The 21,554-nt window shown below is 62.9% G+C and carries 18 protein-coding genes; 6 read left to right on the top strand and 12 right to left on the bottom strand.

Features of this window, described 5'->3' with window-relative positions; genetic code table 11:
- Position 1: 1 nt before the first annotated feature.
- Complete coding sequence (locus FJ960_RS22305) at positions 2-1,294, bottom strand: pitrilysin family protein (RefSeq protein WP_140507776.1); 1,293 nt, start codon at positions 1,292-1,294, stop codon at positions 2-4.
- A 14-nt stretch (positions 1,295-1,308) separates the two neighbouring features.
- On the bottom strand, positions 1,309-2,703 hold the full coding sequence (thrC, locus tag FJ960_RS22300) for a threonine synthase (protein WP_140716823.1): 1,395 nt from the start codon (positions 2,701-2,703) through the stop codon (positions 1,309-1,311).
- Between the two features lie 130 nt (positions 2,704-2,833).
- On the opposite strand from thrC, the gene FJ960_RS22295 reads away from it, so the two are divergent.
- The gene (locus FJ960_RS22295) at positions 2,834-3,559 is read left to right on the top strand and encodes a hypothetical protein (RefSeq protein WP_140507773.1); all 726 of its coding nucleotides are present in this window, start codon (positions 2,834-2,836) and stop codon (positions 3,557-3,559) included.
- Positions 3,560-3,656: 97 nt separating this feature from the next.
- On the opposite strand, the gene FJ960_RS22290 is transcribed toward FJ960_RS22295, so the two are convergent.
- Complete coding sequence (locus FJ960_RS22290) at positions 3,657-5,219, bottom strand: winged helix-turn-helix domain-containing tetratricopeptide repeat protein (RefSeq protein ID WP_140507771.1); 1,563 nt, start codon at positions 5,217-5,219, stop codon at positions 3,657-3,659.
- Between the two features lie 109 nt (positions 5,220-5,328).
- Here FJ960_RS22290 and FJ960_RS22285 point away from each other — a divergent pair, with 109 nt between their 5' ends.
- Positions 5,329-5,790 carry a cupin domain-containing protein gene (locus FJ960_RS22285; RefSeq protein WP_140507770.1) on the top strand — a complete coding sequence of 154 codons (462 nt, stop codon included), beginning with the start codon at positions 5,329-5,331 and terminating at the stop codon, positions 5,788-5,790.
- Between the two features lie 144 nt (positions 5,791-5,934).
- Here FJ960_RS22285 and FJ960_RS22280 read toward each other — a convergent pair whose 3' ends face one another.
- A complete protein-coding gene (locus FJ960_RS22280) occupies positions 5,935-6,624 on the bottom strand; it encodes an HAD family phosphatase (RefSeq protein ID WP_027142378.1) in 690 nt (229 codons plus the stop codon).
- A gap of 176 nt (positions 6,625-6,800) precedes the next feature.
- Between FJ960_RS22280 and FJ960_RS22275 the strand changes: the two genes are divergently transcribed.
- Positions 6,801-7,934 (top strand): site-specific DNA-methyltransferase, encoded by a 1,134-nt coding sequence (locus tag FJ960_RS22275; RefSeq protein WP_140716821.1) that lies wholly within the window; start codon positions 6,801-6,803, stop codon positions 7,932-7,934.
- Positions 7,935-8,011: 77 nt separating this feature from the next.
- Here FJ960_RS22275 and FJ960_RS22270 read toward each other — a convergent pair whose 3' ends face one another.
- Complete coding sequence (locus FJ960_RS22270; protein ID WP_140507767.1) at positions 8,012-8,623, bottom strand: HAD family phosphatase; 612 nt, start codon at positions 8,621-8,623, stop codon at positions 8,012-8,014.
- Positions 8,616-9,755, bottom strand: a complete 1,140-nt coding sequence (gene mutY, locus FJ960_RS22265) for an A/G-specific adenine glycosylase (protein ID WP_140716819.1) — start codon at positions 9,753-9,755, stop codon at positions 8,616-8,618. Before mutY ends, FJ960_RS22270 begins: the two co-directional genes overlap by 8 nt.
- A gap of 53 nt (positions 9,756-9,808) precedes the next feature.
- Here mutY and FJ960_RS22260 point away from each other — a divergent pair, with 53 nt between their 5' ends.
- From FJ960_RS22260 to smc, 3 genes are all read left to right on the top strand, one after another.
- Positions 9,809-10,309, top strand: coding sequence for a DUF721 domain-containing protein (locus tag FJ960_RS22260; RefSeq protein ID WP_027142382.1), 501 nt, complete (start codon positions 9,809-9,811; stop codon positions 10,307-10,309).
- 165 nt (positions 10,310-10,474) lie between these two features.
- Entirely contained in the window at positions 10,475-11,218 is a 744-nt protein-coding gene (locus FJ960_RS22255) for a DsbA family protein (protein ID WP_140507764.1), read from the top strand.
- Positions 11,219-11,341: 123 nt separating this feature from the next.
- Positions 11,342-14,800: a chromosome segregation protein SMC gene (gene smc, locus FJ960_RS22250; RefSeq protein ID WP_140716817.1), complete on the top strand. Its 3,459-nt coding sequence runs from the start codon at positions 11,342-11,344 to the stop codon at positions 14,798-14,800.
- Positions 14,801-14,936: 136 nt separating this feature from the next.
- Here smc and FJ960_RS22245 read toward each other — a convergent pair whose 3' ends face one another.
- The 6 genes from FJ960_RS22245 to FJ960_RS30185 form a co-directional block, all read right to left on the bottom strand.
- Positions 14,937-15,692: a GGDEF domain-containing protein gene (locus FJ960_RS22245; RefSeq protein WP_140716815.1), complete on the bottom strand. Its 756-nt coding sequence runs from the start codon at positions 15,690-15,692 to the stop codon at positions 14,937-14,939.
- Between the two features lie 137 nt (positions 15,693-15,829).
- The gene (locus FJ960_RS22240; protein WP_140716813.1) at positions 15,830-16,492 is read right to left on the bottom strand and encodes a thermonuclease family protein; all 663 of its coding nucleotides are present in this window, start codon (positions 16,490-16,492) and stop codon (positions 15,830-15,832) included.
- Between the two features lie 45 nt (positions 16,493-16,537).
- The gene (locus FJ960_RS22235; protein ID WP_140716811.1) at positions 16,538-17,737 is read right to left on the bottom strand and encodes a penicillin-binding protein activator; all 1,200 of its coding nucleotides are present in this window, start codon (positions 17,735-17,737) and stop codon (positions 16,538-16,540) included.
- Between the two features lie 94 nt (positions 17,738-17,831).
- Positions 17,832-18,575 (bottom strand): transglycosylase SLT domain-containing protein, encoded by a 744-nt coding sequence (locus FJ960_RS22230; protein WP_140716809.1) that lies wholly within the window; start codon positions 18,573-18,575, stop codon positions 17,832-17,834.
- A 28-nt stretch (positions 18,576-18,603) separates the two neighbouring features.
- Positions 18,604-18,972: a hypothetical protein gene (locus FJ960_RS22225; protein ID WP_140716807.1), complete on the bottom strand. Its 369-nt coding sequence runs from the start codon at positions 18,970-18,972 to the stop codon at positions 18,604-18,606.
- A 60-nt stretch (positions 18,973-19,032) separates the two neighbouring features.
- Positions 19,033-21,554, bottom strand: a 2,522-nt coding sequence (locus tag FJ960_RS30185) for an Ig-like domain-containing protein (protein WP_140716805.1), incomplete at its 5' end; no start/stop codon positions are given.

The raw sequence follows: 21,554 nt of genomic DNA, 5'->3' as shown, positions 1-21,554 counted from the left end.
CTTAGACGGCGAGCCTGCGGGCCGTGGTCTGCGTGCCCGGAAGCGAATCAAGGATCGCCTCGTATGGCGCCAGCGTACCCACGGGCCCGACAGCGGTAAGCGTCGGCTTGGTCGAGAACATCCGCGACGACAGATCGGTCAGGCGCTCGACCGTCAGCGCCGCTAGCCGCTCCATCAGCTCTTCCTTTGCGATCGGCCTGCCGAAAAGGAGCAGTTGCCGCGCGATCTGCGAGGCGCGGCTGGCCGGGCTTTCGGCGGACATGATCAGCCCGGCGCGATACTGCGCGCGTGCACGGTCGAGCTCTTCCTGCAGGATGCTGTCGCCGACCTTCTGCAACTCGTCGACGATGACGGGCACCAGTTTGGCGATGTCGCTTTGCCCCGTGGCGGCATGGACGCCGAATATGCCCGTGTCGGAAAAGCCCCAGTGAAAGGCATAGACCGAGTAGCAGAGACCGCGTTTCTCGCGAACTTCCTGGAACAGACGCGATGACATGCCGCCGCCGAGAATCATCGACAATACCTGCGATGCGTAGAAATCGCGCACATGGTAGGCGCGGCCCTCGAAGCCCAGCACGATCTGCGCGTCCATCAGGTCGCGGTCCTCGCGGAAATCCCCGCCCACATATTGCGCGTATTGCGGAATGGTGCTGTCGGCTTTGCTGCGGAAACCGCCGAGCCGGTTTTCGACCTCGCGCACGAACTTGTCGTGCTTGATGTCGCCCGCGGCCACGATCACCATCCGCTCGGCGCCATATTGGCGTTCGATGAAATCGTGCAACTGCTTGGAAGTGAAGGATTTTACGGTTTCGGGCGTGCCCAGGATCGAGCGGCCAATGGTCTGGTGGCGGAAGGCCGTCTCGGTGAAACGGTCAAAGACGATGTCATCTGGCGTGTCGTGCGCGGCGCCGATCTCCTGCAGGATGACATGCTGCTCGCGCTCGAGTTCCTGCGGGTCGAATTCGGACTCCTGCAGGATGTCGGACAGGATGTCGACGGCCAGCGGCACATCGTCGGAGAGCACCCTGGCATAGTAGGATGTGGTCTCGACGCTGGTGGCGGCATTGATCTCGCCGCCGACGTCCTCGATTTCCGAGGCGATCTCGAAGGCGCTCCGCCGCTTCGTCCCCTTGAACGCCATGTGCTCGAGCAGATGGGCCATGCCATGCTCTTCTTCGCGTTCATTGCGGGCGCCCGACTTGACCCAGGCACCCAAGGCAACCGATTCGATACTTGGAAGGGTTTCGGTGGCGACTGTCAGGCCGTTCGACAGACGGCTTACCTCAACACCCATATGGCTCGTACTCCTTAACGCGCCGCCCGCGCGCGGCGGCTGACGTAATCTTCCACCATTTTGAGGTCGGATGGAAGTACCGTGTATTTTTCCTCAAATGTCATCAATCCCCCTAGCCATGCGGGCAGGGCGGGCGAGACGCCGCTGGCGGCCTCGACGGCGGCCGGGAATTTCGCCGGATGGGCGGTGCCCAGCACCACCATCGGCACCGCGCCAGCCTTGTCCGCCGCCACGTGCATGGCTGCCGCCGTATGCGGATCGAGCAGGTAGTTGCTGTTTGCCAGCGTCGAGCGAATGGTGGCGGCGACCTCGTCCATGTCAGCGCGGCCGGCATCGAATTCGGACTGCATCCCAGCGATTTCCGCGGCTTCGATGGTGAAGGCGCCCGACTGTTTGAGGCCTGCCATGTAGCGTCGAACGGTCGCCGCGTCGCGGTTCGACGCCTCGAACAGCAGGCGTTCGAAATTCGACGAAACCTGGATGTCCATCGACGGCGAGGTGGTCGCAAAGACCCCCTTGGTCCGGTATTCGCCGGTCGCGAAGGTGCGTGCCAATATGTCGTTGTCGTTGGTGGCGATGACCAGCCGTTCGATCGGCAGGCCCATCTTCTTGGCGGCGTAGCCGGCGAAGATATCGCCGAAATTGCCGGTCGGCACCGTGAACGACACCGGCCTGTCCGGCGCGCCGAGCGACAGCGCCGAGGAGAAATAATAGACGATCTGGGCCATGATGCGCGCCCAGTTGATCGAATTGACCCCCGACAGCGACACCCGGTCGCGGAAGCCGTGATCGTTGAACATATCCTTCAGCAGGCCCTGACAATCGTCGAAATTGCCCTCGATCGCCAGCGCATGGACATTTTCAGCCGTCGACGTTGTCATCTGCCGCTGCTGCACCGGCGAGACGCGGCCATGCGGAAAAAGGATGAAGATGTCGGTGCGGCTGCGCCCGGCAAAGGCATCGATGGCCGCGCCGCCGGTATCGCCCGACGTGGCGCCGACGATGGTCGCATGCTGGCCGCGTTCGGCAAGCACATGGTCCATCAACCGGGCAAGCAACTGCATCGCCACGTCCTTGAACGCCAGTGTCGGCCCATGAAAGAGTTCGAGGACAAAAGTGTTGGCGCCGGTCTGCACCAATGGGCAGACAGCCTCATGGCGGAAGGTGGCATAGGCTTCGCGGACGAGGCGCTCGAAGACCGGCGCGGCGATCTCGCCGCCCAGAAATGGCGTCAACACGCGGATGGCGAGGTCGGGATAGGCAAGGCCGCGCATGGCGCGGATGTCGGCTGCCGAGAAGCGCGGCCATTCGCGCGGCACATAGAGCCCGCCATCGCGCGCCAGCCCAGCCAGGATGGCGTCGGAAAATCCAAGCGCGGGCGCTTCCCCGCGGGTACTCACATAATGCATGTCACAGATCCGTTTGCCGCCTGGTTTTTCCGTTCACCACAAGGTGGTTAATTTCTGCACCGGCTCTAGTCGCATTTTTGCCGCGCGGTTGATATACGTCACCATATTTGCGAGAGGGAAGTGCAGTTTCATGGCGTTTCGTATATCAAGTAGTCGCTTTTTGGCGGGTCTTGCGCTCACGGGCTTTATGCTTGCCGCCGCCGGCTGCCAATCAGGCGACAATGGCATCCTGAACCTCGGTTTCGGCAAGAAGGACCCGACGGCGCCTCCGCCGCCACAGGATCCCAAGGTGCTGGCCAGCCAGCTGAACGCCTATTGCCCGAGGGTGACGGTGCGCGATGGCACCGCGTTCTTCAATACCTATGTCAACGAGGTCCAGAAGCTCAAGCCGAAGCTCAAGAAGACCGGCGACGCGGCTGCGGATGCCGCGGCCCAGGCCGCGGCCGATGCCGCTGCTGCTACGCCGCCCGACGATTCGGCGAGGATCATTTATCAGGCGTCGATCAGCGACGTGACCCGCGATTGCAGCCGTGCCGACGGGCAACTGACGATGAAAATCGCGGTCGCCGGCAAGATCGTACCCGGACCGAAGTTCACGCCGGGCACCATCACCATGCCGATCCGCACGGCGGTCATGCATGGCACCGACGTACTTTATTCGCAGATCCACCAGTATCAGGTTCAGGTGACCGATCCCTCGGTCGCCACCCAGTTTGTCTTCACCGATTCCAATGTCGTCGTACCGGCGCCGACGGCCGCGGACTATCAGGCTTATGCCGGTTATGATGAAACCGCGCCCAAGGCAACGACCGACAAGCCGAAGCGCAAGAGGAAGAAAGCCACGGCAACGAACTGAACGAAGCCCAGGCGCTCGCGGCAAGTTTGCCGAGGCGCATCGTCACATGCAGGGGACAACGGCCGCGTCGCTGGCCAACCCCACGCAGTCCGTCGAGTTACTCGGGCAGTCCTGCGCGCCGTAGTGCGCTTCCGAGAGCCTCCGCGAGTGCCGGCGCGCAGTTCACGCCTGCGAACTGGCGGCTGTAGCGAAAGCCAGGCTGAAGCTCGAGCACGCGAGTGGCGGCCACCTTCGCTTCATCCAACCGGTCCAGGTTGGCCAGCGCGGCGGCCAGTTGCACATAAGTGATACTGTGCGCCGGGTTGGCTTGAACGGACTTGTAGGCCGCACGGCAAGCTTCTTCGTAACGACCGCGCAGCAAATGGCTCATTGCTTGAGCGTCAAATGCCGCCCAAGTCCACGAATCGAACGGACTAAGCCGCATACCCTGCTCGCTCCATTCTATCGCGCGCTCAGCTTCGCCGCTCCATCCGAGGATGACGCTGCCAAGAATGTAGGTCAGCGCCGATGACGGGCTGATGGCGAGGGCGGCTTCCAATGCGGCGAATGCAGCGGCGCGATCGTGCGCATCCATTCCGATGGAAAAGCCGGCCCAGGTCAGCGCGAGCGCATCGTCCTGGCCATGGACAATGGCAGACCGGGCGTGCCGGATCGAAGACGCACGGTGGATCTCCTGCAGCCCGGCGCGAAGAAACAGGCAATGGTGGCACATCGAGGCATTGCCATGTGCCAGCGCATAAGTCGGTTCGAGCGCGATAGCGCGGTCAAGAAGCAGCAGCGCTCTGGTCACTTGCCTCGGCATGCCTGAATCGACGTCGGGCTGGGCTTGCAGCACGAGATCGTAGGCATCGAGACTGTCAGGCCGCTTCCGCCTGACACGTTCGATTTCGGCTTTCCGCACGCTGGGCGCAATTGCGCCCACCGCCGACAGCGCGATCTCGTCTTGAAGCGCAAAGATGTCTTCGGAGCTGCGGTCGTAGCGCTCGGCCCATACATGCGCACCGGTCGATGCATCGATCATCTGCCCGGTAACGCGCACATTACCGCCGGCCTTGCGCACACTGCCTTCGAGGACATAGCGAACGCCAAGCTCGCGACCGACCTGCTTCACGTCCACGACGCGACCCTTGTAGGTGAAGGTCGAATTTCGGGCGATGACGAACAACCACTTGATGCGCGCCAGGCCTGTGATGATGTCGTCCACCATTCCATCGGCAAAGTATTCCTGCTGCGGATCGCCGGTCAAGTTGGAGAACGGCAGGACCGCGATGGAAGGCTTTTCAGGCAAAGTCGGTGCCGACGCGGCACGGACGGCGGCCGAAGTATCAGGAACATTCGTGGTGACAGCCGGGCCGACATAGCGATAGCCGCGGCGCGGCAATGTTTCGATCCAGCTCTCGACATTCGCTGTGTCGGCCAGGACGCGACGCAAGGCTGCGATCTGAACCGTCAAATTGTTATCGGCAACCGCCAATCCGCCCCAGCCGGCCTCGATCAGCGCGTCCTTGGATACGGGAACGCCCGCATTCTGGATCAGCAGGCGCAGCAGCGCGACGGCGCGTTGCCCAAGTATGGTCGGCTCACCCCAGCAAAAAAGAATGCCCACCTCCGGATCGAGGCGGAACGGGCCGAACTGGTAGAGGTCGCCCCTTACGGTCATCAGAGTCTTTTAGCAAATTTTTGGGAACGGATTCATGACTTTCCGCCGCGACCGGCCGATCTTGGCCAAATGCTTGTTAAAAGCATGCGCCCAGCCAAAGGAGGGTCATATGAGCGCCAATGCCTTCATCCGCAGGCCCGATGAGAAGAAGGGCGTCATGCTGCGTGGTCATCCCATGGCTTTCCTCGTAACCGGCGAGAATACCAGGCACACCAGCATGTTCGATTGGACGATCCCGCCGCAGTTCGCCACCGGGCGGCATGTGCACCGGGTGCAGGAGGAGACCTTCTACCTGCTCGACGGCGAGTGTGAATGGCATTTCGGCGACGAGACGATCCGCGCGACGCCTGGAACCTTTCTGTTCATCCCGCCGGGGGTGCCGCACAACATCACCAATATCAGCGAGAAACCGGCTCGCGTGCTGATGACCGTTTCTCCGCCTGGCCATGAGCATTATTTCGAAGAGCTCGCCAGCCTCGCGGCGCGGGGGGCGCCGGATCCAAAAGCGCTCGCCGATCTGCGAAATCGCTATGACACTGACCAACTCTCGACTCTGACGACGCGCGCGTAGGCTCGTCACCAAACTTCGATAGCCACTCCGGGTTTTTCTGAGTTCGGACCTTTCTACCGCGAGCCGCCGGACACGCTTCGCGAACGACACCGGCTAAGCGGATGCGCTGGAAAATCTTCGCGAGCAGAGTTTCCGGCAGCCGCCCTAAGCGTCTTCCGACCATTCCGACAGCGCCGCGATCACGCTTTTCAACTCCGCCCAGCGGCGGATCACCGTTTCGGCACCGGCCTCCGTCAGGGCATCGGCATGGCCGGGATAGCTGTGGCTGGCGCCCGTAAAACCGATCACGCGCATGCCGGCGGCCTTGGCTCCGGTGACGCCGTGCACGGAATCCTCGATGACGAAGGTGTTCGCCGGGTTGGCGGCGAGCTTTTCGGCGGCATGCAGGAACACGTCCGGAGCCGGCTTGGTCTTTCCGGTCGGCGTCTCCATCGCCGAGAAGATGCGCCCGGCGAAGAATGGCAGCAGATGCACCTTCTCCAGCATGAACTCGATCCGCTCCGAACGTGAATTGGAGCAGATGCAGCGCTGCGCCGTGACCGAGGCGACCGCTTCGCGCACACCCTCGATGGCACGCACGTCGCTGCGCAGTTTGCGGTCGACCAGTTCCTCGGCGCGATCGATCAGCGACACCTGAAACGGGATTTTGGACTTCTCCTCGATCCGGATCAGGATGTCCTTGAAGGTCAGGCCCGCATAAGTCTCGGCAATCTCCTCCGCCGAGATTTCATATCCGGCCAAGGTGATCAATTCGGCCTCGACCCGCGCGGCGATGATTTCGGAATCGACGAGCACGCCGTCGCAATCGAAGATGACAAGATCTGGCTGGGGCATGGTGATCCGGACGATGGAGGATGGAGGGATGGCCACTCAGGGCTCAAGCGGCGCGGCATACACCAACGGCCGGACCTTCGCAAATCTGGTGGCCATCCGCGCGCCTTCACCGAATATTTACGCTGATCGGTAACCATAACGGGGAGTAAACAGTAACGCGTGCCTTGGGTGTAAAAATGTCAGCCGTGCGTCTTCTCGACGAGCTCTCCCACGCTCCCCAGCAGTCCGAATGGCTGGACACCATCCTGAAAGGCGATTGCGTCGCGGCCCTTGACCGCCTGCCGGAAAAGTCGATCGACGTCATCTTTGCCGATCCGCCCTACAATCTGCAGTTGGACGGCGATCTGCACCGTCCCGACCAGTCCAAGGTCGACGCGGTCGATGACGACTGGGACCAGTTCGAGAGTTTTGAGGCCTATGACGCCTTCACCCGCGCCTGGCTGCTGGCAGCGCGCCGCGTGCTGAAGCCCAACGGCACGATCTGGGTCATCGGCTCCTACCACAACATCTTCCGGGTCGGCGCCAAGATGCAGGATCTCGGCTTTTGGATCCTCAATGACGTGGTCTGGCGCAAGACCAACCCGATGCCGAATTTTCGCGGCCGCCGCTTCCAGAACGCGCATGAGACGATGATCTGGGCCTCCCGCGATCAGAAGGGCAAGGGCTATACCTTCAACTATGAAGCGCTGAAGGCGTCGAACGACGATATCCAGATGCGCTCCGACTGGCTGTTCCCGATCTGCACCGGTGGCGAGCGCCTGAAGAACGACAATGGCGACAAGCTGCATCCGACGCAGAAGCCCGAGGCGCTGCTTGCCCGTATCATGATGGCCTCGACCAAGCCGGGTGACGTCGTGCTCGACCCGTTCTTCGGCTCCGGTACGACGGGTGCCGTGGCCAAGCGCCTCGGACGCCACTTCGTCGGCATCGAGCGCGAGCAGGCCTATATCGACGCCGCCAATGAGCGCATCGATGCCGTGCGGCCATTCGACGAAGCGGATCTTACCGTGCTTACCGGCAAACGCGCCGAGCCGCGCGTCGCCTTCGTCAGCCTGATCGACACTGGGCTGATGACGCCCGGCGCCACGCTCTACGACGCGAAGAAGCGCTGGGCTGCCAAGGTTCGCGCCGATGGCACGGTGGCGATCGGCGACAGCGCCGGCTCGATCCACAAGATCGGCGCCGAGGTGCAGGGGCTGGACGCCTGCAACGGCTGGACCTTCTGGCATTATGAGCGCAGCGGCGGATTGACCCCGATCGACGAACTGCGTCGCATCGCCCGCCTCGGCATGGAACGGGCAGGGGGCTGACCCCTGGGCTGACCCCCTGCCGCTTGCATCATATTCGTTGATTCAAATTCTCAACGTATCGCCGCAAGCGATAGAGATCACGCCTTGATTCCAAAGCGTTCAAGATCTGCCTGAAGCGTACTGGCATCGGTGAACAGCACCGCTTGCCAGCCGGCGGCCTTGGCGCCGTCGACATTTTTCTGGCTGTCGTCGATGAACAGCGTCGCCGACGGCTCGAGGCCGAACGCAGCCACGTGATGGTCGTAAATGCCGCGGTCCGGCTTGATCTTGCCGATCTCGCCCGAGATGGTGACGCCACGCGGGCGATCGAGGAAATCGAAGCGTTCACGCGCTTCTGCCAGCGTGTCGGAGGCAAAGTTGGTCAGCATTGTCACATCGTGGCCGCTGTCGATCAGCCCGAGCATGATGGCGACGCTGTCGTCATAGGCATGCGGAACCATCTCGTGCCAGTGGCGGCGGAAATTGCGGATGTTTTCGGCGTGCTCGGGATGCTCCGCGATCAGCAGCGCTTCGGCCTCTTCCCACGTCCGCCCGCGATCCTGTTCGATGTTCCAGTCATGCGTGCAGACATTGTCGAAGAACCACTTTCGCTCTTCGACATCGGGAATGAGGCGGCTGAACGGAATGTTCGGATCGTAGTGGATCAGCACGCGGCCGATGTCGAAAACGATGTGGCGGATTTCAGTCATGGGGCCTCTTTGCACTCAATGGCGACGGCTTTTTCGTCGCGCCGGGTATCGCAGCCTCGATTGCCTTTTTCATGACAGTGGGCAGCGCCTCGCCTGAAATGTCATGGGCCGGCGACCAGAAATACCCTGCCGGTGCATCACCTTTGATGTGAGCGCAAAAGACTTCGAGTTCGAGCGCGAAATGGGTGAAGACATGCGTGATTTTTCCGGCGCGCAGCCAGTTGCCGGGAAAAGGCGCCGCCGCTTGCGTGGTGGCTCCGTCCGCCCGCGCCGTCCAGGCGGTGGTAGGCACTTCCGTCATGCCGCCAAGCAGGCCCTTTTCCGGCCGCTTGCGCAAAAGAATGGCGCCGTCCTCACGTGTGGCCACGAAAGCCGCGCCGCGCCGCAGCGGTTTGTCGGCTTTTGGCAGCCGCACCGGGAAATTCTCGGGGTCGCCTGCAATGACGGCGCTGCAGTCCTCGCGCAGCGGGCACAGCATGCAGCGCGGCCGGCGCGGCGTGCAGATCGTCGCGCCGAGATCCATCATCGCCTGGGCGAAGTCGCCGGGCCTTGTCGCCGGCACCATGCGCTCGACATGGGCTCGTATCTCGGTCTTGGCTTCGCTCAGCGGCGTCGTGACCGAAAACAGCCTTGAGATGACGCGTTCGACATTGCCGTCGACAACGGCCGCGGGACGGTCGAAGGCGATTGCCGTGATGGCAGCCGACGTATAGGTGCCGATCCCCGGCAATTCTCGAAGTTCGGTCTCGGTATCTGGAAACCGGCCGCCGCGTGCCGCCACCAGATCGGCACAGGCCTTGAGATTGCGGGCGCGGGAGTAATAGCCGAGCCCCGCCCAGGTTTTCATCACATCCTCGGTCGGCGCCGCTGCCAGCGCTTCGACGTCGGGCCATTTCTCGACAAAGGTGCGGAAATAGGATTTCACCGCTTCGACGGTGGTCTGCTGCAGCATCACTTCGGACAGCCAGATGCGGTAGGGGTCGGGCCGCACACCGCGTGCATGCTCGCGCGGCGTCACGCGCCACGGCAATTCGCGATGATGCGCATCGTACCAGGCGAGCAGGCGCGACGCCCTATCGTCTGAGATGGCCATGCTGGTCAGGGCCTTGCGGGTCTGGTCTGCTGGTGCCATTGATCTTGCGTTGGCCTGGCCGGTATCTGCTGGGTCGTGGCTGGAGAACGCACATGGCAGGGAAAAGGCCCTTCGGCAATCCCGTTCCGGTGAGTGACCTCGCCACCGAGATCCTCGACCCGGTGCTGCGCAAGCGGGCAGGCATATCGATCGGTCTTGTCCAGTCCTGGGAAGAGATTGCCGGACCGCGCCTGGCCATCCACTCGCGGCCCGAAAAGATCCAGTGGCCCCGCCGCCTGCACGAAGACGATCCGTTCGAGCCGGCCGTGCTGGTCATCGCCTGCGAAGGCATGGCCGCGCTTCATCTGCAGCATGAGACCGGCGAGATCATCAACCGGGTGAACGCCTTCCTGGGTTTCAGGGCGATAGGCCGGATCAGGATCGTGCAGAAGCCGGTAAGCTCGGGAAGAGCCCGGCCCAAACCTGCCCTCAGGCCACTGAGCGCGGCGGAAAAGGCGAAATTGGCCGATACTGTCGGCTTGATCGAGGATGACGGGCTGCGTGCCTCGCTGGAACGGCTGGGTGCGACCATTCTGGGCGCAAGGAAAGCCTAGTTATCACTGGCAGCGGTCATAGGTTTGTCGTTAATCTCTCGCATTCGTGATCACCCTCGTCAGGTTTCGCGATTGGATTGGGGACAGGGATGCCTTAATTCGCGCCAACTCTCGCTTTTTCGTGCCATTGCATTGCAAAATCCAAACCCTTATCAGGTGATTCGTATGAGCCGTACCCCGTTTGGCCAAAGCTTCTCTCGCAGAAACGTCCTGACTTCGCTGGCCGCCATCCCGGCGGTGGCCCTGCTCGCCGCCTGCAGCGATTCCGGCGAACAGGCCAAGGCTGCGGATGTGAAGCCCGCGGATCCTGCGGCGCCCGCAAAGCCGGCCACGCCCGCCGCGGTCCAGGTGCCGGAAGCGCAGGGCACCGTCGACATGACCGAACTGATGAAGCCGGGTGCGCTGCCCGACAAGCAGCTCGGCAAGGATGACGCCAAGGTCACCATCGTCGAATATGCCTCGATGACCTGCCCGCACTGCGCGCATTTCGCCGAGACCACCTTTCCGGATTTGAAGACCAAGTATATCGATACCGGCAAGGCCCGTTACATCCTGCGCGAATTCCCGTTCGATCCGAGCGCCGAAGCAGGTTTCATGCTGGCGCGCTGCGCCAAGGACAACTATTTCCCGATGGTCGATGTCCTGTTCAGGCAGCAGGCGAACTGGGTCGGCGTGTCCAACACAAAGGATGCGCTGCTGCAAATCTCCAAGCTTGCCGGTTTTACACAGGAGTCCTTCGAGGCCTGCTTGACGGACCAGAAACTTCTGGACGATGTGAGATCGGTCCAGAAGCGTGGCGCCAATGAATTCAAGGTCGACTCGACACCGACCTTCTTCATCAACGGTAAAACCTACAAAGGGGCGATGTCGATTGAGGAAATGTCGGCCATCATCGACCCTCTGCTCTGACATCAGCTCAGCGCCGAAGCGGCAGCGCTCCGGCGCTGCTTGCCTCTCTATCTGTTCGCGCGCTATGCGCCCTGTCGCAAAACCTCGGTACAGTTTTGCGGAACCGGTGTATGAGGCGCGTGAATGAAGTTTTCGCGCCTCCGCCTCCTTGGCTTCAAGTCCTTCGTCGAACCTGGCGAGTTCGTCATCGAACGCGGCCTGACCGGCATTGTCGGGCCGAACGGGTGCGGCAAGTCGAACCTCGTCGAGGCGCTGCGCTGGGTGATGGGCGAAAGCTCCTACAAGAACATGCGCGCGTCCGGCATGGACGACGTGATCTTTTCCGGCTCGGGCACGCGCCCCGCCCGCAACACCGCAGAAGTCACGCTGTTCCTCGACAACAGCGACCGCTCGGCTCCATCAGCCTTCAACGATGCCGACGAACTGCAGGTGTCCCGCCGTATCGAGCGCGAGGCCGGCTCGCTCTACCGCATCAACGGCAAGGAAGCGCGCGCCAAGGACGTGCAGCTTCTGTTCGCCGATCAGTCGACCGGCGCGCGCTCGCCCTCGATGGTCGGGCAGGGCCGTATCGGCGAACTGATCCAGGCCAAACCGCAGGCGCGCCGCGCGCTGCTCGAAGAGGCGGCCGGCATTTCCGGTCTGCACACCCGCCGCCATGAGGCGGAGCTGCGGCTTAAGGCGGCCGAGCAGAACCTCGAACGCCTGGACGATGTCGTCGGCGAACTGGAAAGCCAGATCGAAAGCCTGAAGCGCCAGGCGCGCCAGGCTTCCCGCTTCAAGAACCTGTCGGCCGACATTCGCAAGGCCGAAGCAACGCTCTTGCATCTGCGCTGGACGTTGGCCAAGACGCAGGAAGGCGAGGCGCGTTCGGCACTGGCGACGGCCACGGCGCTCGTCGGCGACCGCGCCGCCACGCAGATGAACGCGGCCAAGGAGCAGGGCATCTCCGCCCATCGCTTGCCCGACCTGCGCGACGCGGAAGCCGCGGCTGCCGCGGCCTTCCAGCGGCTGTCGATCGCCAGGTCGCAGATCGAGGAAGAAGCCGGCCGCATCCGCACCCGTCAGGCCGAACTCGAGCGCCGGTTGCAGCAACTCGACGGTGACATCGCCCGCGAAGAGCAGATGGTGCGCGACAATGCCGACGTACTCGAGCGCCTGCGCGCGGAAGAGGCCGCGCTGAACTCCGAAAACGCCGGCGCCGCGGAGCGAGAGGCCACTACCCGCGCGGAATTCGAACAGGCCGCCTCGACGCTTGCGCAAAGCGAAGCCAAGCTCGCCGCGCTGACCGCCGAGCGCGCCGAGGCCGCCGCCTCGCGCCATCAGATCGAACGGACTTTGCGCGAAACCGCCGAGCGGCGCGATCGCTTCGCCCGTCAGCTCGCCGATGTCGATCGGGAGTTATCGGACATCCTCGCCAAGGTGGCCGGCCTGCCCGATCCGGCCGAGAAACGGATCCTGGTCGAACAGGCGATGGCATTGCTGGAAGAGTCCGAGGCCTCGGTGGCGCAGGCCGAGCAGTCGGTCATCGACGCTCGTGGCGCCGAAAGTGCCGCTCGGCCCCCGCTTCAGGACGCCAGGGCGGAACTGGCCGGGATCGAGACCGAAGCGCGTACGCTGGCCAAGATCCTGAACGCGGCCAGCGGCGATCTCTTCCCTTCCGTGCTGGAGCAGATCAGCGTCGAGCGCGGCTTCGAGACGGCCCTGGGCGCGGCCTTGGGCGAAGACCTGGACGTGCCGCTCGACCGTAGCGCACCGGCGCATTGGGGCGAAAGCGAAATCCAGCCCGGCGACGCCGCGCTTCCGGAAGGGATCAAGAGCCTTGCCAGCGTGGTTCGCGCGCCGGCACAACTTGCCCGCCGCCTGGCGCAGATCGGCATCGTCGAGGCGGCTGACGGGCGCCGGTTGCAGGGGCTTCTGGCTCCCGGCCAGCGCCTGGTCAGCCGCGAGGGCGCGTTGTGGCGCTGGGACGGTCTGACCGCCAGCGCCGATGCACCGACCGCCGCGGCACAAAGGCTGGCGCAGAAGAACCGGCTTGCCGAACTCGATGCCGAAGCGGTGCAGGCGACGCTCGTCCTGCGCCAGGCCGAGAAGACGCTGGCACAGGCCGAGCAGACGCTGCGCCAGGCAAGCGAAGCGGAGCGAACCACACGCCAGGCCGGACGCGAAGCCCAGCACCGGCTGGACGCCGCCCGCAATGCGTTGGCCGAGGCCGAAAAGGCCGGCGGTGAACTGTCGAGCCGGCGTGCCGCGCTGGACGAAGCGCGCGCCCGCATCGTCGACAGCCACGAGGAGACATCGGCGGCTTTCGTCGAGGCCGAGATGCTGCTGCAGGACGCGCCGGATCTCGGCGACCTGCAATTGCAGCTCGAACAGTCCTCGGCCAATGTCTCTCGCGACCGCGCCACGCTTGCCGACGCGCGTGCCGTCCATGAGGGGTTGCGGCGCGAAGCCGAGGCCCGCACGCGACGGCTGGACGCCATCGGCGCCGAGCGCAGCAACTGGCTGGTGCGTGCCGAAAACGCCTCGACACAGATCGCCTCGCTCGGCGAACGCAAGGCCGAGGCCCAGGCCGAGCGCGAACGGCTGGCCGATGCGCCCGACGAGATCGACGTCAAGCGCCGTGCGCTGCTGTCGCAACTCACCGAGGCCGAGACCTTGCGCAAGGCGGCCGCCGACCGGCTGCAGGAAGCGGAGAACAGGCAGGCCGAACTGGACAAGGCGGCCACATCAGCCATCCAGTCGCTGGCCGAAGCGCGCGAAACCCGCGCCCGCGCCGAGGAACGGCTGACGGCGGCGGACGAACGCCGGCTGGAGATCGAGGCGCGTATCCAGGAAACGCTGAACACGCCGCCGCATCTGGTCATCCGCCACACCGGCCTGGAAGCCGGCGACCCGATGCCCGAGATGCCCGAGATCGAACGCCAGCTCGACCGGTTGAAGATCGAGCGCGAACGGCTCGGCGCCGTCAATTTGCGCGCCGAGGAAGAGCAGAAGGAGCTTTCCGATCGCCTGGAGGCAATCGTGTCCGAGCGCGAGGACATCATCGAAGCGATCCGCAAGCTCAGGCAAGCAATCCAGAGCCTCAACCGTGAAGGCCGCGAGCGGCTGCTGGCCGCCTTCGATGTGGTGAACAGCCATTTCCAGCGGTTGTTCTCGCATCTGTTCGGTGGCGGCACGGCAGAATTGCAACTGATCGAATCCGAGGATCCGCTGGAGGCGGGACTTGAGATCCTGGCCCGCCCGCCCGGCAAGAAGCCGCAGACCATGACGCTGCTGTCGGGCGGCGAGCAGGCGCTGACGGCGATGTCGCTGATCTTTGCCGTGTTCCTGACCAATCCGGCGCCGATCTGCGTGCTCGACGAAGTCGATGCGCCGCTTGACGATCACAACGTCGAGCGCTTTTGCAATCTCATGGACGAGATGGCCAACACCACCGAGACACGTTTCGTCATCATCACCCACAATCCCATCACCATGGCCCGCATGGACCGGCTGTTCGGCGTGACCATGGCCGAGCAGGGCGTCAGCCAGTTGGTCTCCGTCGACTTGCAGGCCGCCGAAGCGATGCGCGAGGCGAGCTGACGCTGCGGGATCTGCGCGTTCGCCCTCAGCCAAGGATCGTAGCGAAGGGATCGCGGGCGGTAAGCCACGCATTCTGGCATCGACTTTCCCGATTATCGCAAAAGTCGCGGCAAAACCGAACAAGTCTTGGAGGGCGTCAGGCTGAAGCGGGTTGAATGCGCGACAGTGCAAAACCGCCTTTGCCCGACAGGCTCTCTTCCGCCGGCCGGAACATGTCCTCGAAGTCCAGGTGCTGCTCGAAAACCACGCCTCCGACGGTGACGGCCAGGATCTCCTCGGCGCCTTGAGGGGCAAAATAGACCTGCGAGACACTGGCGCGGATACGCTCGCCAACCGTCCTGGCTTCGGCCTCGCTCGTTCCAGGAAGGAAGACGCCGAACATGGACGCGCCTATGCGGCCGACGACGTCTTGCGAGCGCACGCAAGAGCGGATGGTCGAGGCTATGAGGCGCAAGGCTTCGTCGCCCCAGCTCAGGCCGAAGCGCAGATTGATGGCGTTCAGATGTTCAGGATGAACGACTAGGAAGGCGCCCGATCGCTCGCCAGGTGGCGAAGACCTGATTGCCCGTCTCTCGATCAGCGACGTGAAAACCTTGCCGTTCAGGCAACCGGTCAGCGTATCGAAGGTAGCGGCCCTGTTGAGTTCCCGCCTATAGCGACGGATCTCGGCCAGTTTCAGGCCTATGAACACAAAAAGCGGCAGGCAGATCACCAAAGGCAAAAGCGTTGCGGTGATCATGCCGCGCCCGAAAGGCGTCAGCGTCTCGCTGAACAACAGCAGATAATTCAGGATCAGGGAGACGCACAGGCTGCCGGTGGTTCCAAGGAAAGCCAACCAGGCGACATTCTTCCATTCGTGATGGGCCGGGACATCAGCTGCTGCGTTGCTCATCGTCGATCTCCGTTCGAACGCCAAGCATAAGACCGGCAAGTTACGATTTCGGTCTCGAAGAACAATACAATTTGAGACGTTCGCCAGTTTTCTGAACAGACGATGCGGCCCTTTGTGGCGAATCCGGTTGCTGCCGCCTACGGGGGGCCAAAGATACCCATCTCCGCCGTCCGGGCTGCTGCTTCGGCCTTGCCATAGATGCCGCTCGGCAAGGCCAGCGCCCAGCCATTCGATACGAGCCAGGCGCCGACATCCTGTTTGCCCAGCCTGCATGTCGCCGCGACAGGGAAGCGGTCGCCCGTCGGAGGCACGAAACAGCTCAGCGCCCGCCCGCGCATCCAGTTGTTGAAAGCCGCGCGCGCCCGCTGCCCGCAAGGCCAGGCACTCTCGTGAAACAGGCAGACCCTGTCGATCGCAACGCTTTGGGTTCCGCTGATGAACAATTTCCGCCCCATGGAGTCGAAACCGGCCGACGACGTGGCCACCGGACGGTACAGCGGTGTTTCCAGCCAATCCTTGGGCATCGATGGCTTGGGCTGTGGGGCGAGGCCGAGGTCGCCAAGGGGCGAGCGAGGTTCCACCCGCTCCATGTCGGTCCCCTCGATCTGCGGCGGTGCGATGAGATCCTCGGCAATCTTGCGGGCTGAATTGACGATCGATCGAACCGGGTGCTGCGCGACTTCATCGCTGACTTCCGGGGCCGGGTTGGTGACGGTCCGTTCGACAGGAAACAGGGTCGCTGCCCTGATCAGCAGCAGGATGCCGACGAGAAGCTCGAGGCTTGCGACCGCGATCATCATGCGAAGGCGTCCGACTTGTGCCATCAGGCCGCCGCGCCCAATTCGCTAGAAGCTGGACGTCGATTTGGCAACCGGTTTGAGCGCGCCTTTTTCAATCCGGTAAAACGGCATCGAGCGTTCGCTGGATCCATCCGCGCGGAACCTGAACAAGCCGGTCGATCCGCGAAATCCACTCCGGTTCTCGAAAACCTGCCTGTTGAAACCGTTAGGTCCGGCAGCGCTCGCGATCCCCGCGGTCAGGGCAACCATGTCATAGGCATAAGCGACATTGACGTCGGCCTGGTAGTTGAAGGTTGCCTTGAAACGATCCGAGATCGGACCTGTTTCGTGTTGATCGAGCGTCGCGATATAGGCGCCTTCGAAAAGTGGACTGGTCGGGTGCTCCAGCCAGCGGTTCGTGCCAATCACGGAGGTCGATTTTCCAGGAATGCCCTTTGCCTTCAGGGCGATCAGGATTGGCGACGGATTGCTGTCGCCGCTGGCAACGATCACGGCATCGGGAACGTCCACCAGCGAGCCCATGTCCGTCACCGCCTTTGCCGCGCTGTCGGCGCTCGTATACGGTATGGTGATTGCAAGGGCGGCTCCATACACGCTGAGGCTGTTGGCGACCCGCTTCTCCATGATGTCGGCACTCGCGCCCGCCGGCACCAGCAGAACGAACTTCTTGCCGCCCTTGGCCGCGATCGCGCCAGCTCCCGCGGCCGCGCTGTCCGCCTCGCTGAGGCATACCGCATAGACGCCCGGGCCACCGGCAAAATTGTCCGCAAGAGCCAGAACCACCGGCCGGTTTGAGCCCGACAGTTTGGCGACATGCTGCGCCGCCGCCAGTTCGGTCGGACCGATGACCACTTTCGCTCCCGAAGTAATGGCTTTAACCGCCAGTTGCTGGGAGTAAGTCGCGTCTCCCCTTGTGTCCTCGATGGTAAGCGTCAGCAGCGGGTTGCCGAGATCAGTCATGGCGAGCTTGGCGGCGTCCAGCATCTTTCTGCCGTTTTCGCCCGCGGATCCGGAGGCGGACAGCGGCAGCAGCATGGCGACTTGTGTGGGGCCGGTGCCGAGAGACTGCGTTGTCAGGCTTGCATTGGCGACAGCAACGGCAGCCGGCTGATTGGGGGCCTGGATGGCGGCGGGATCGAGCGCGTCGGACACCGCGCCTTTCGATTGGCAGCCGAGCAACGACATAGCCAGCACGGAAGCGACCACCCATGTCCGCGGGCCGTGGACCGGCCGGTCAAATTCCATTTTCTGCTCCCACCCTGTCTGCCGCGCATGGCGACATGTCTTTCCCGATCTTGTCCGCACGATATATCATGGCGGCTCCATTCGACCGAAGTGCTCAGTCACGGAACAGCTCGGCCCTGAGCGCTTTGATGCGTCTGGCCTGCTCCACGGTTCGATAGTCGGCACATCTCATGTAGCGTGGGCCGGGCACGAAAAACCTGCGCACACAGACACGCTTTGCCCCTGTCGGCATGCCTTCCTGCGAAAGGGCGGAAAACCCGAATGTCGCCACAGGCAACGGCCCGGCTACCTCCAGGCCGTCCCTTGCCAGTATGGCTCTCGCACGCTCGCAATAGCGAACGGAAAGTGCCGAGAACCGGGTCTCGTTGTGGCCAGCGCGATATTTCATCACGGTCGTGCACAGATCGCCGCCGGCGAGCTTGTTCGCGAGCGCCAGATACTCGACGCCAAACGCGATATTGGTCGCGGGCGCGCTGAGATTCTCGAGCGAACCGCGAAAGCCGAGCATGCGCGCGGTCGCCGGCATGACTTGCATCAGTCCGATTTCTCCAGCACCCCCGCGTGCGTCAGGATCGAAGCCGATTTCGATCTCGATCACGGCATGCGCCAGTGCCGGTTGAAGACCGTAGATCGATGCCTGACAGGTCGCGAACGCCTTGTAGGTCTCGCGCGACCACTGGGATGCGGCGCTGCAGTGCGTCCGCCGCGTTGCGATGGCTGATGTTGCCTGGTCGACGGAAGACGGCTCGAATTCCCTGGCTGGCGCCGCCGGCATCAGCCAACCGGTCAGCGCAATCGCCCCGGCGATCACGGCGAGCGATGCGCGATCGCCAATCATCGGACCCGCTGGCGCGCTCTCGCTGCGGTCAGTTCATGTACTCGACCATGCGATCGTGAAAACACTCGCACTTGTTGAGCGTGTCTTCGTCCTTATAGTTGGTCTTCAGGTAGCCGTAAGCCATGCCGCAGGCGACCTTGGCTTCCGATGCCCAGACGAAGACCGGCCGGGATGAATGGATCCATTCCGGGCTGTTGGCGACGGCGACCGACTCGTCCATCAGCTTCACGACCTGTTTCGTGAGGTCGACCGTGTTGTCGGTCAGCACGAGATTGGACGTTCCAACGGTGCGGCAATAATCAGCCGTCGGGCCTTCGATGATGTCGGCGGCAAAGCCGGTCGATCCAGCCAGGAACAGCGCCGTGGCCGAAATCAGTATTCTTGAACGAATTCTCATGATGAGCTCCCCTCTATATTCTCAATGTATAACATAGTTATGCGACCGTGTGCCATGGCGTTAGATCGTGATGGGGTGTTGGACGTGTGCCGTGTCGTCGTAAAGCAGATTAATGGTGCCGGCTGCAGGCGCGTTCTGCAAGACGGCAACGTCCACGAAATTGGCGCCGCCGGCTGCACCATTGGCATCGACGCTGAGCGTGTGCGACGTCGAATCGTATTTCACGAAGTTAGCAATATTGTCCCCTGGCGCCGTATCGAACAGGGCTGTCAGGTCGATCTTGTCGCCCTCTCCGCCGGCTCCACTGTAGTCTGCGATGAGGTCCTTGATGTTGAGATTATCGAGCTTGAACGTATCGGCGCCCGTGCCGCCATGAAGTTCGTCTTGGCCGGTACCGCCAATGATAATATCGCCGCCACCGCCGCCATATATGATGTCGTTCCCGCCGCCACCGCTCAGCACATCGTGACCCGAAGTGCCGTAGATCTGGTCGGGCAAGGTCGCGTCGCCTGTCACTGTTATACCGGGATCGCCCGGATCATGTGTGAAGAAGTTAAACGACACTGTGCGTGCCTGGTACGAGCCGCCGTCATTGTCAGTGTAGAGCAAAGTCCAGGTATCGTTAGTTGTTGGTGGATGGGCGACTAGATAGTCGGCAAGCGATATCCCGTTGCCGTTGAGCAGGATCTGGTCGTAGTTTACCGTCGCCTTCATCAGGCCGGTTCCCCCAGTGGCGGGATCGTCATAAAACCAGCTCTGCTCGAATTTCGCTGCGGTTGTGTCAGCTTCCACGACGACAAAGTGGTTGCCTCCAATGACGATCTCGACCTGCACTTCTTGTTCGCGTTGGGTACCAGCGCTGTTGGTGTCGCTGTATGCTCCGGGATTCCGTTCGTCTCCAGGAATAGGCACAGCGAACGGGCTCTTCTGAAAGTCGGTATAGATCACAAGGGCTGAGCCGTGCGGATCATTGGTGATGCCGTTAATGGTCGATTGCGATAGCGTCAGAGTTTGGGTCTGGTCGTTGCCAGATGTCAGAGGGCTACTTCCATCGCCAATCTGTGATGTATCGGTTGGCAGACGGCTGGGCGCAACTTCATGAATTCCCACATTCTCCGTCACGGTGACGAAACCATCCGAGACATTGAGCGAGAGATTGAGGTTTACCGTGTCGTTGGCGGTCACCGTCGGCCGATAGACCAGATCATCGAGCAGGTTGATACCACCAGTCTGGAAAAGTGTCATTCCCGCAGTCACCGCGTGGTAGGCTCCATCGAAATAATAGACACCGGTGGGAACGCTTGATGCAGTGACCGTGATATTGTTGCCGTCCGGATCGGTTGGGATATTCACGAGCAGAGGATAGCCGTCGGGATGTCCGGTCGCCGTCTCCTGCGCCGGGTCGCTAGACATCCAGTTGTGCGAGTCGAGAACGACTGGCGGGCTATTGGTGACGATCGTCGGGATTGTTACTGCGGCGGTGGATGCATCGCCGTCACGATCGATGATCGTGTAGGTAAAGGAGTCCCCGCCATTATATCCGGCAGTCGGCGTATAGCTGAAAGTGCCGTCGTGGTTATTAATCAGGGTACCGTGTGTCGGAGCGGTCGCAACGTTCACGCTGGTCGTTAGATTAACGCCATCCGCCCCGAAGGCATCGTTCGCGATGACATTAATCAGGACCGTGCCGGTCACGGTGCCGAGAACAGTATCCGGTAGCGCCACCGGCGTGTCGTCGTCGATCACCACCGTGAAGCTGGTGGTTCCGGTGGAGCCGTCGGCGTCGGTCACGGTGGCGGTGACGGTGAACGGCGCGGTGTTGTCCTCGGTACCGCCGACCGTGTGCTGGACCGGCTGCAGCAGCGTCATGGCGTAGTCGGCGCCGCTGTTGTTGACACCCGTCACCGCGATGGTGAACACCTGGTTGGCCGCGAGGTTCGGGTCCGTGCCGTGCACGTAGCCGATCAGCTGGCCGCCGACCCATGTCGTGTCGACCGCGGCGCCGGCCAGCGTCTGCAGGCCTGTCGCATTGCCAGCCGTCGACAGCGCAACGCTGCCGATCTGGTCCGCGCCAAGCGTATAGGAGATGTGGCCGGCCAGAACCGGCGCGTCGTCGCCCAGACCGCCCGGGTTGCCGCCAGCCCCGACGATGTCGTCCTCGTCGGCGATCAGGTTCGCCGAGGCCGCAACCGCCGTCACCCCGGTGTCGGTCAGCGTCACCTTGAAGGTCGCCGTCGTGATGTCGCCGTCGCCGTCCTTGATCGTGTAGGTGAAGGTCTCGTCGACCGTCGCCCCGTTGGCCACGTTGAGCGTGGTGTTGGTGTAGACCAGGTTGCCCGCGACAATGGCCACGGTGCCGCCATGGTCGCCGGCGCCGATCACCAGCGCGCCCGAGGCCGCCGGACCGTCCGCGCCATAATGGTCGTTGCCCAGGATGCCGGCGACCGTGCCGATGGTCAGGCCCGACACGTTCTCCGCATGGCTGGCAAGCACGCCGTCATTGACCGCCACCGGCGTGTCGTCGTCGATCACCACCGTGAAGCTGGTGGTTCCGGTGGAGCCGTCGGCGTCGGTCACGGTGG

This window comes from Mesorhizobium sp. B2-3-11, assembly GCF_006442215.1.
Classification (GTDB): Bacteria; Pseudomonadota; Alphaproteobacteria; order Rhizobiales; family Rhizobiaceae; genus Mesorhizobium; species Mesorhizobium salmacidum.
Note: the sequence above shows the minus strand (reverse complement) of the source record. Positions and strands in the feature narration are given on the sequence as shown.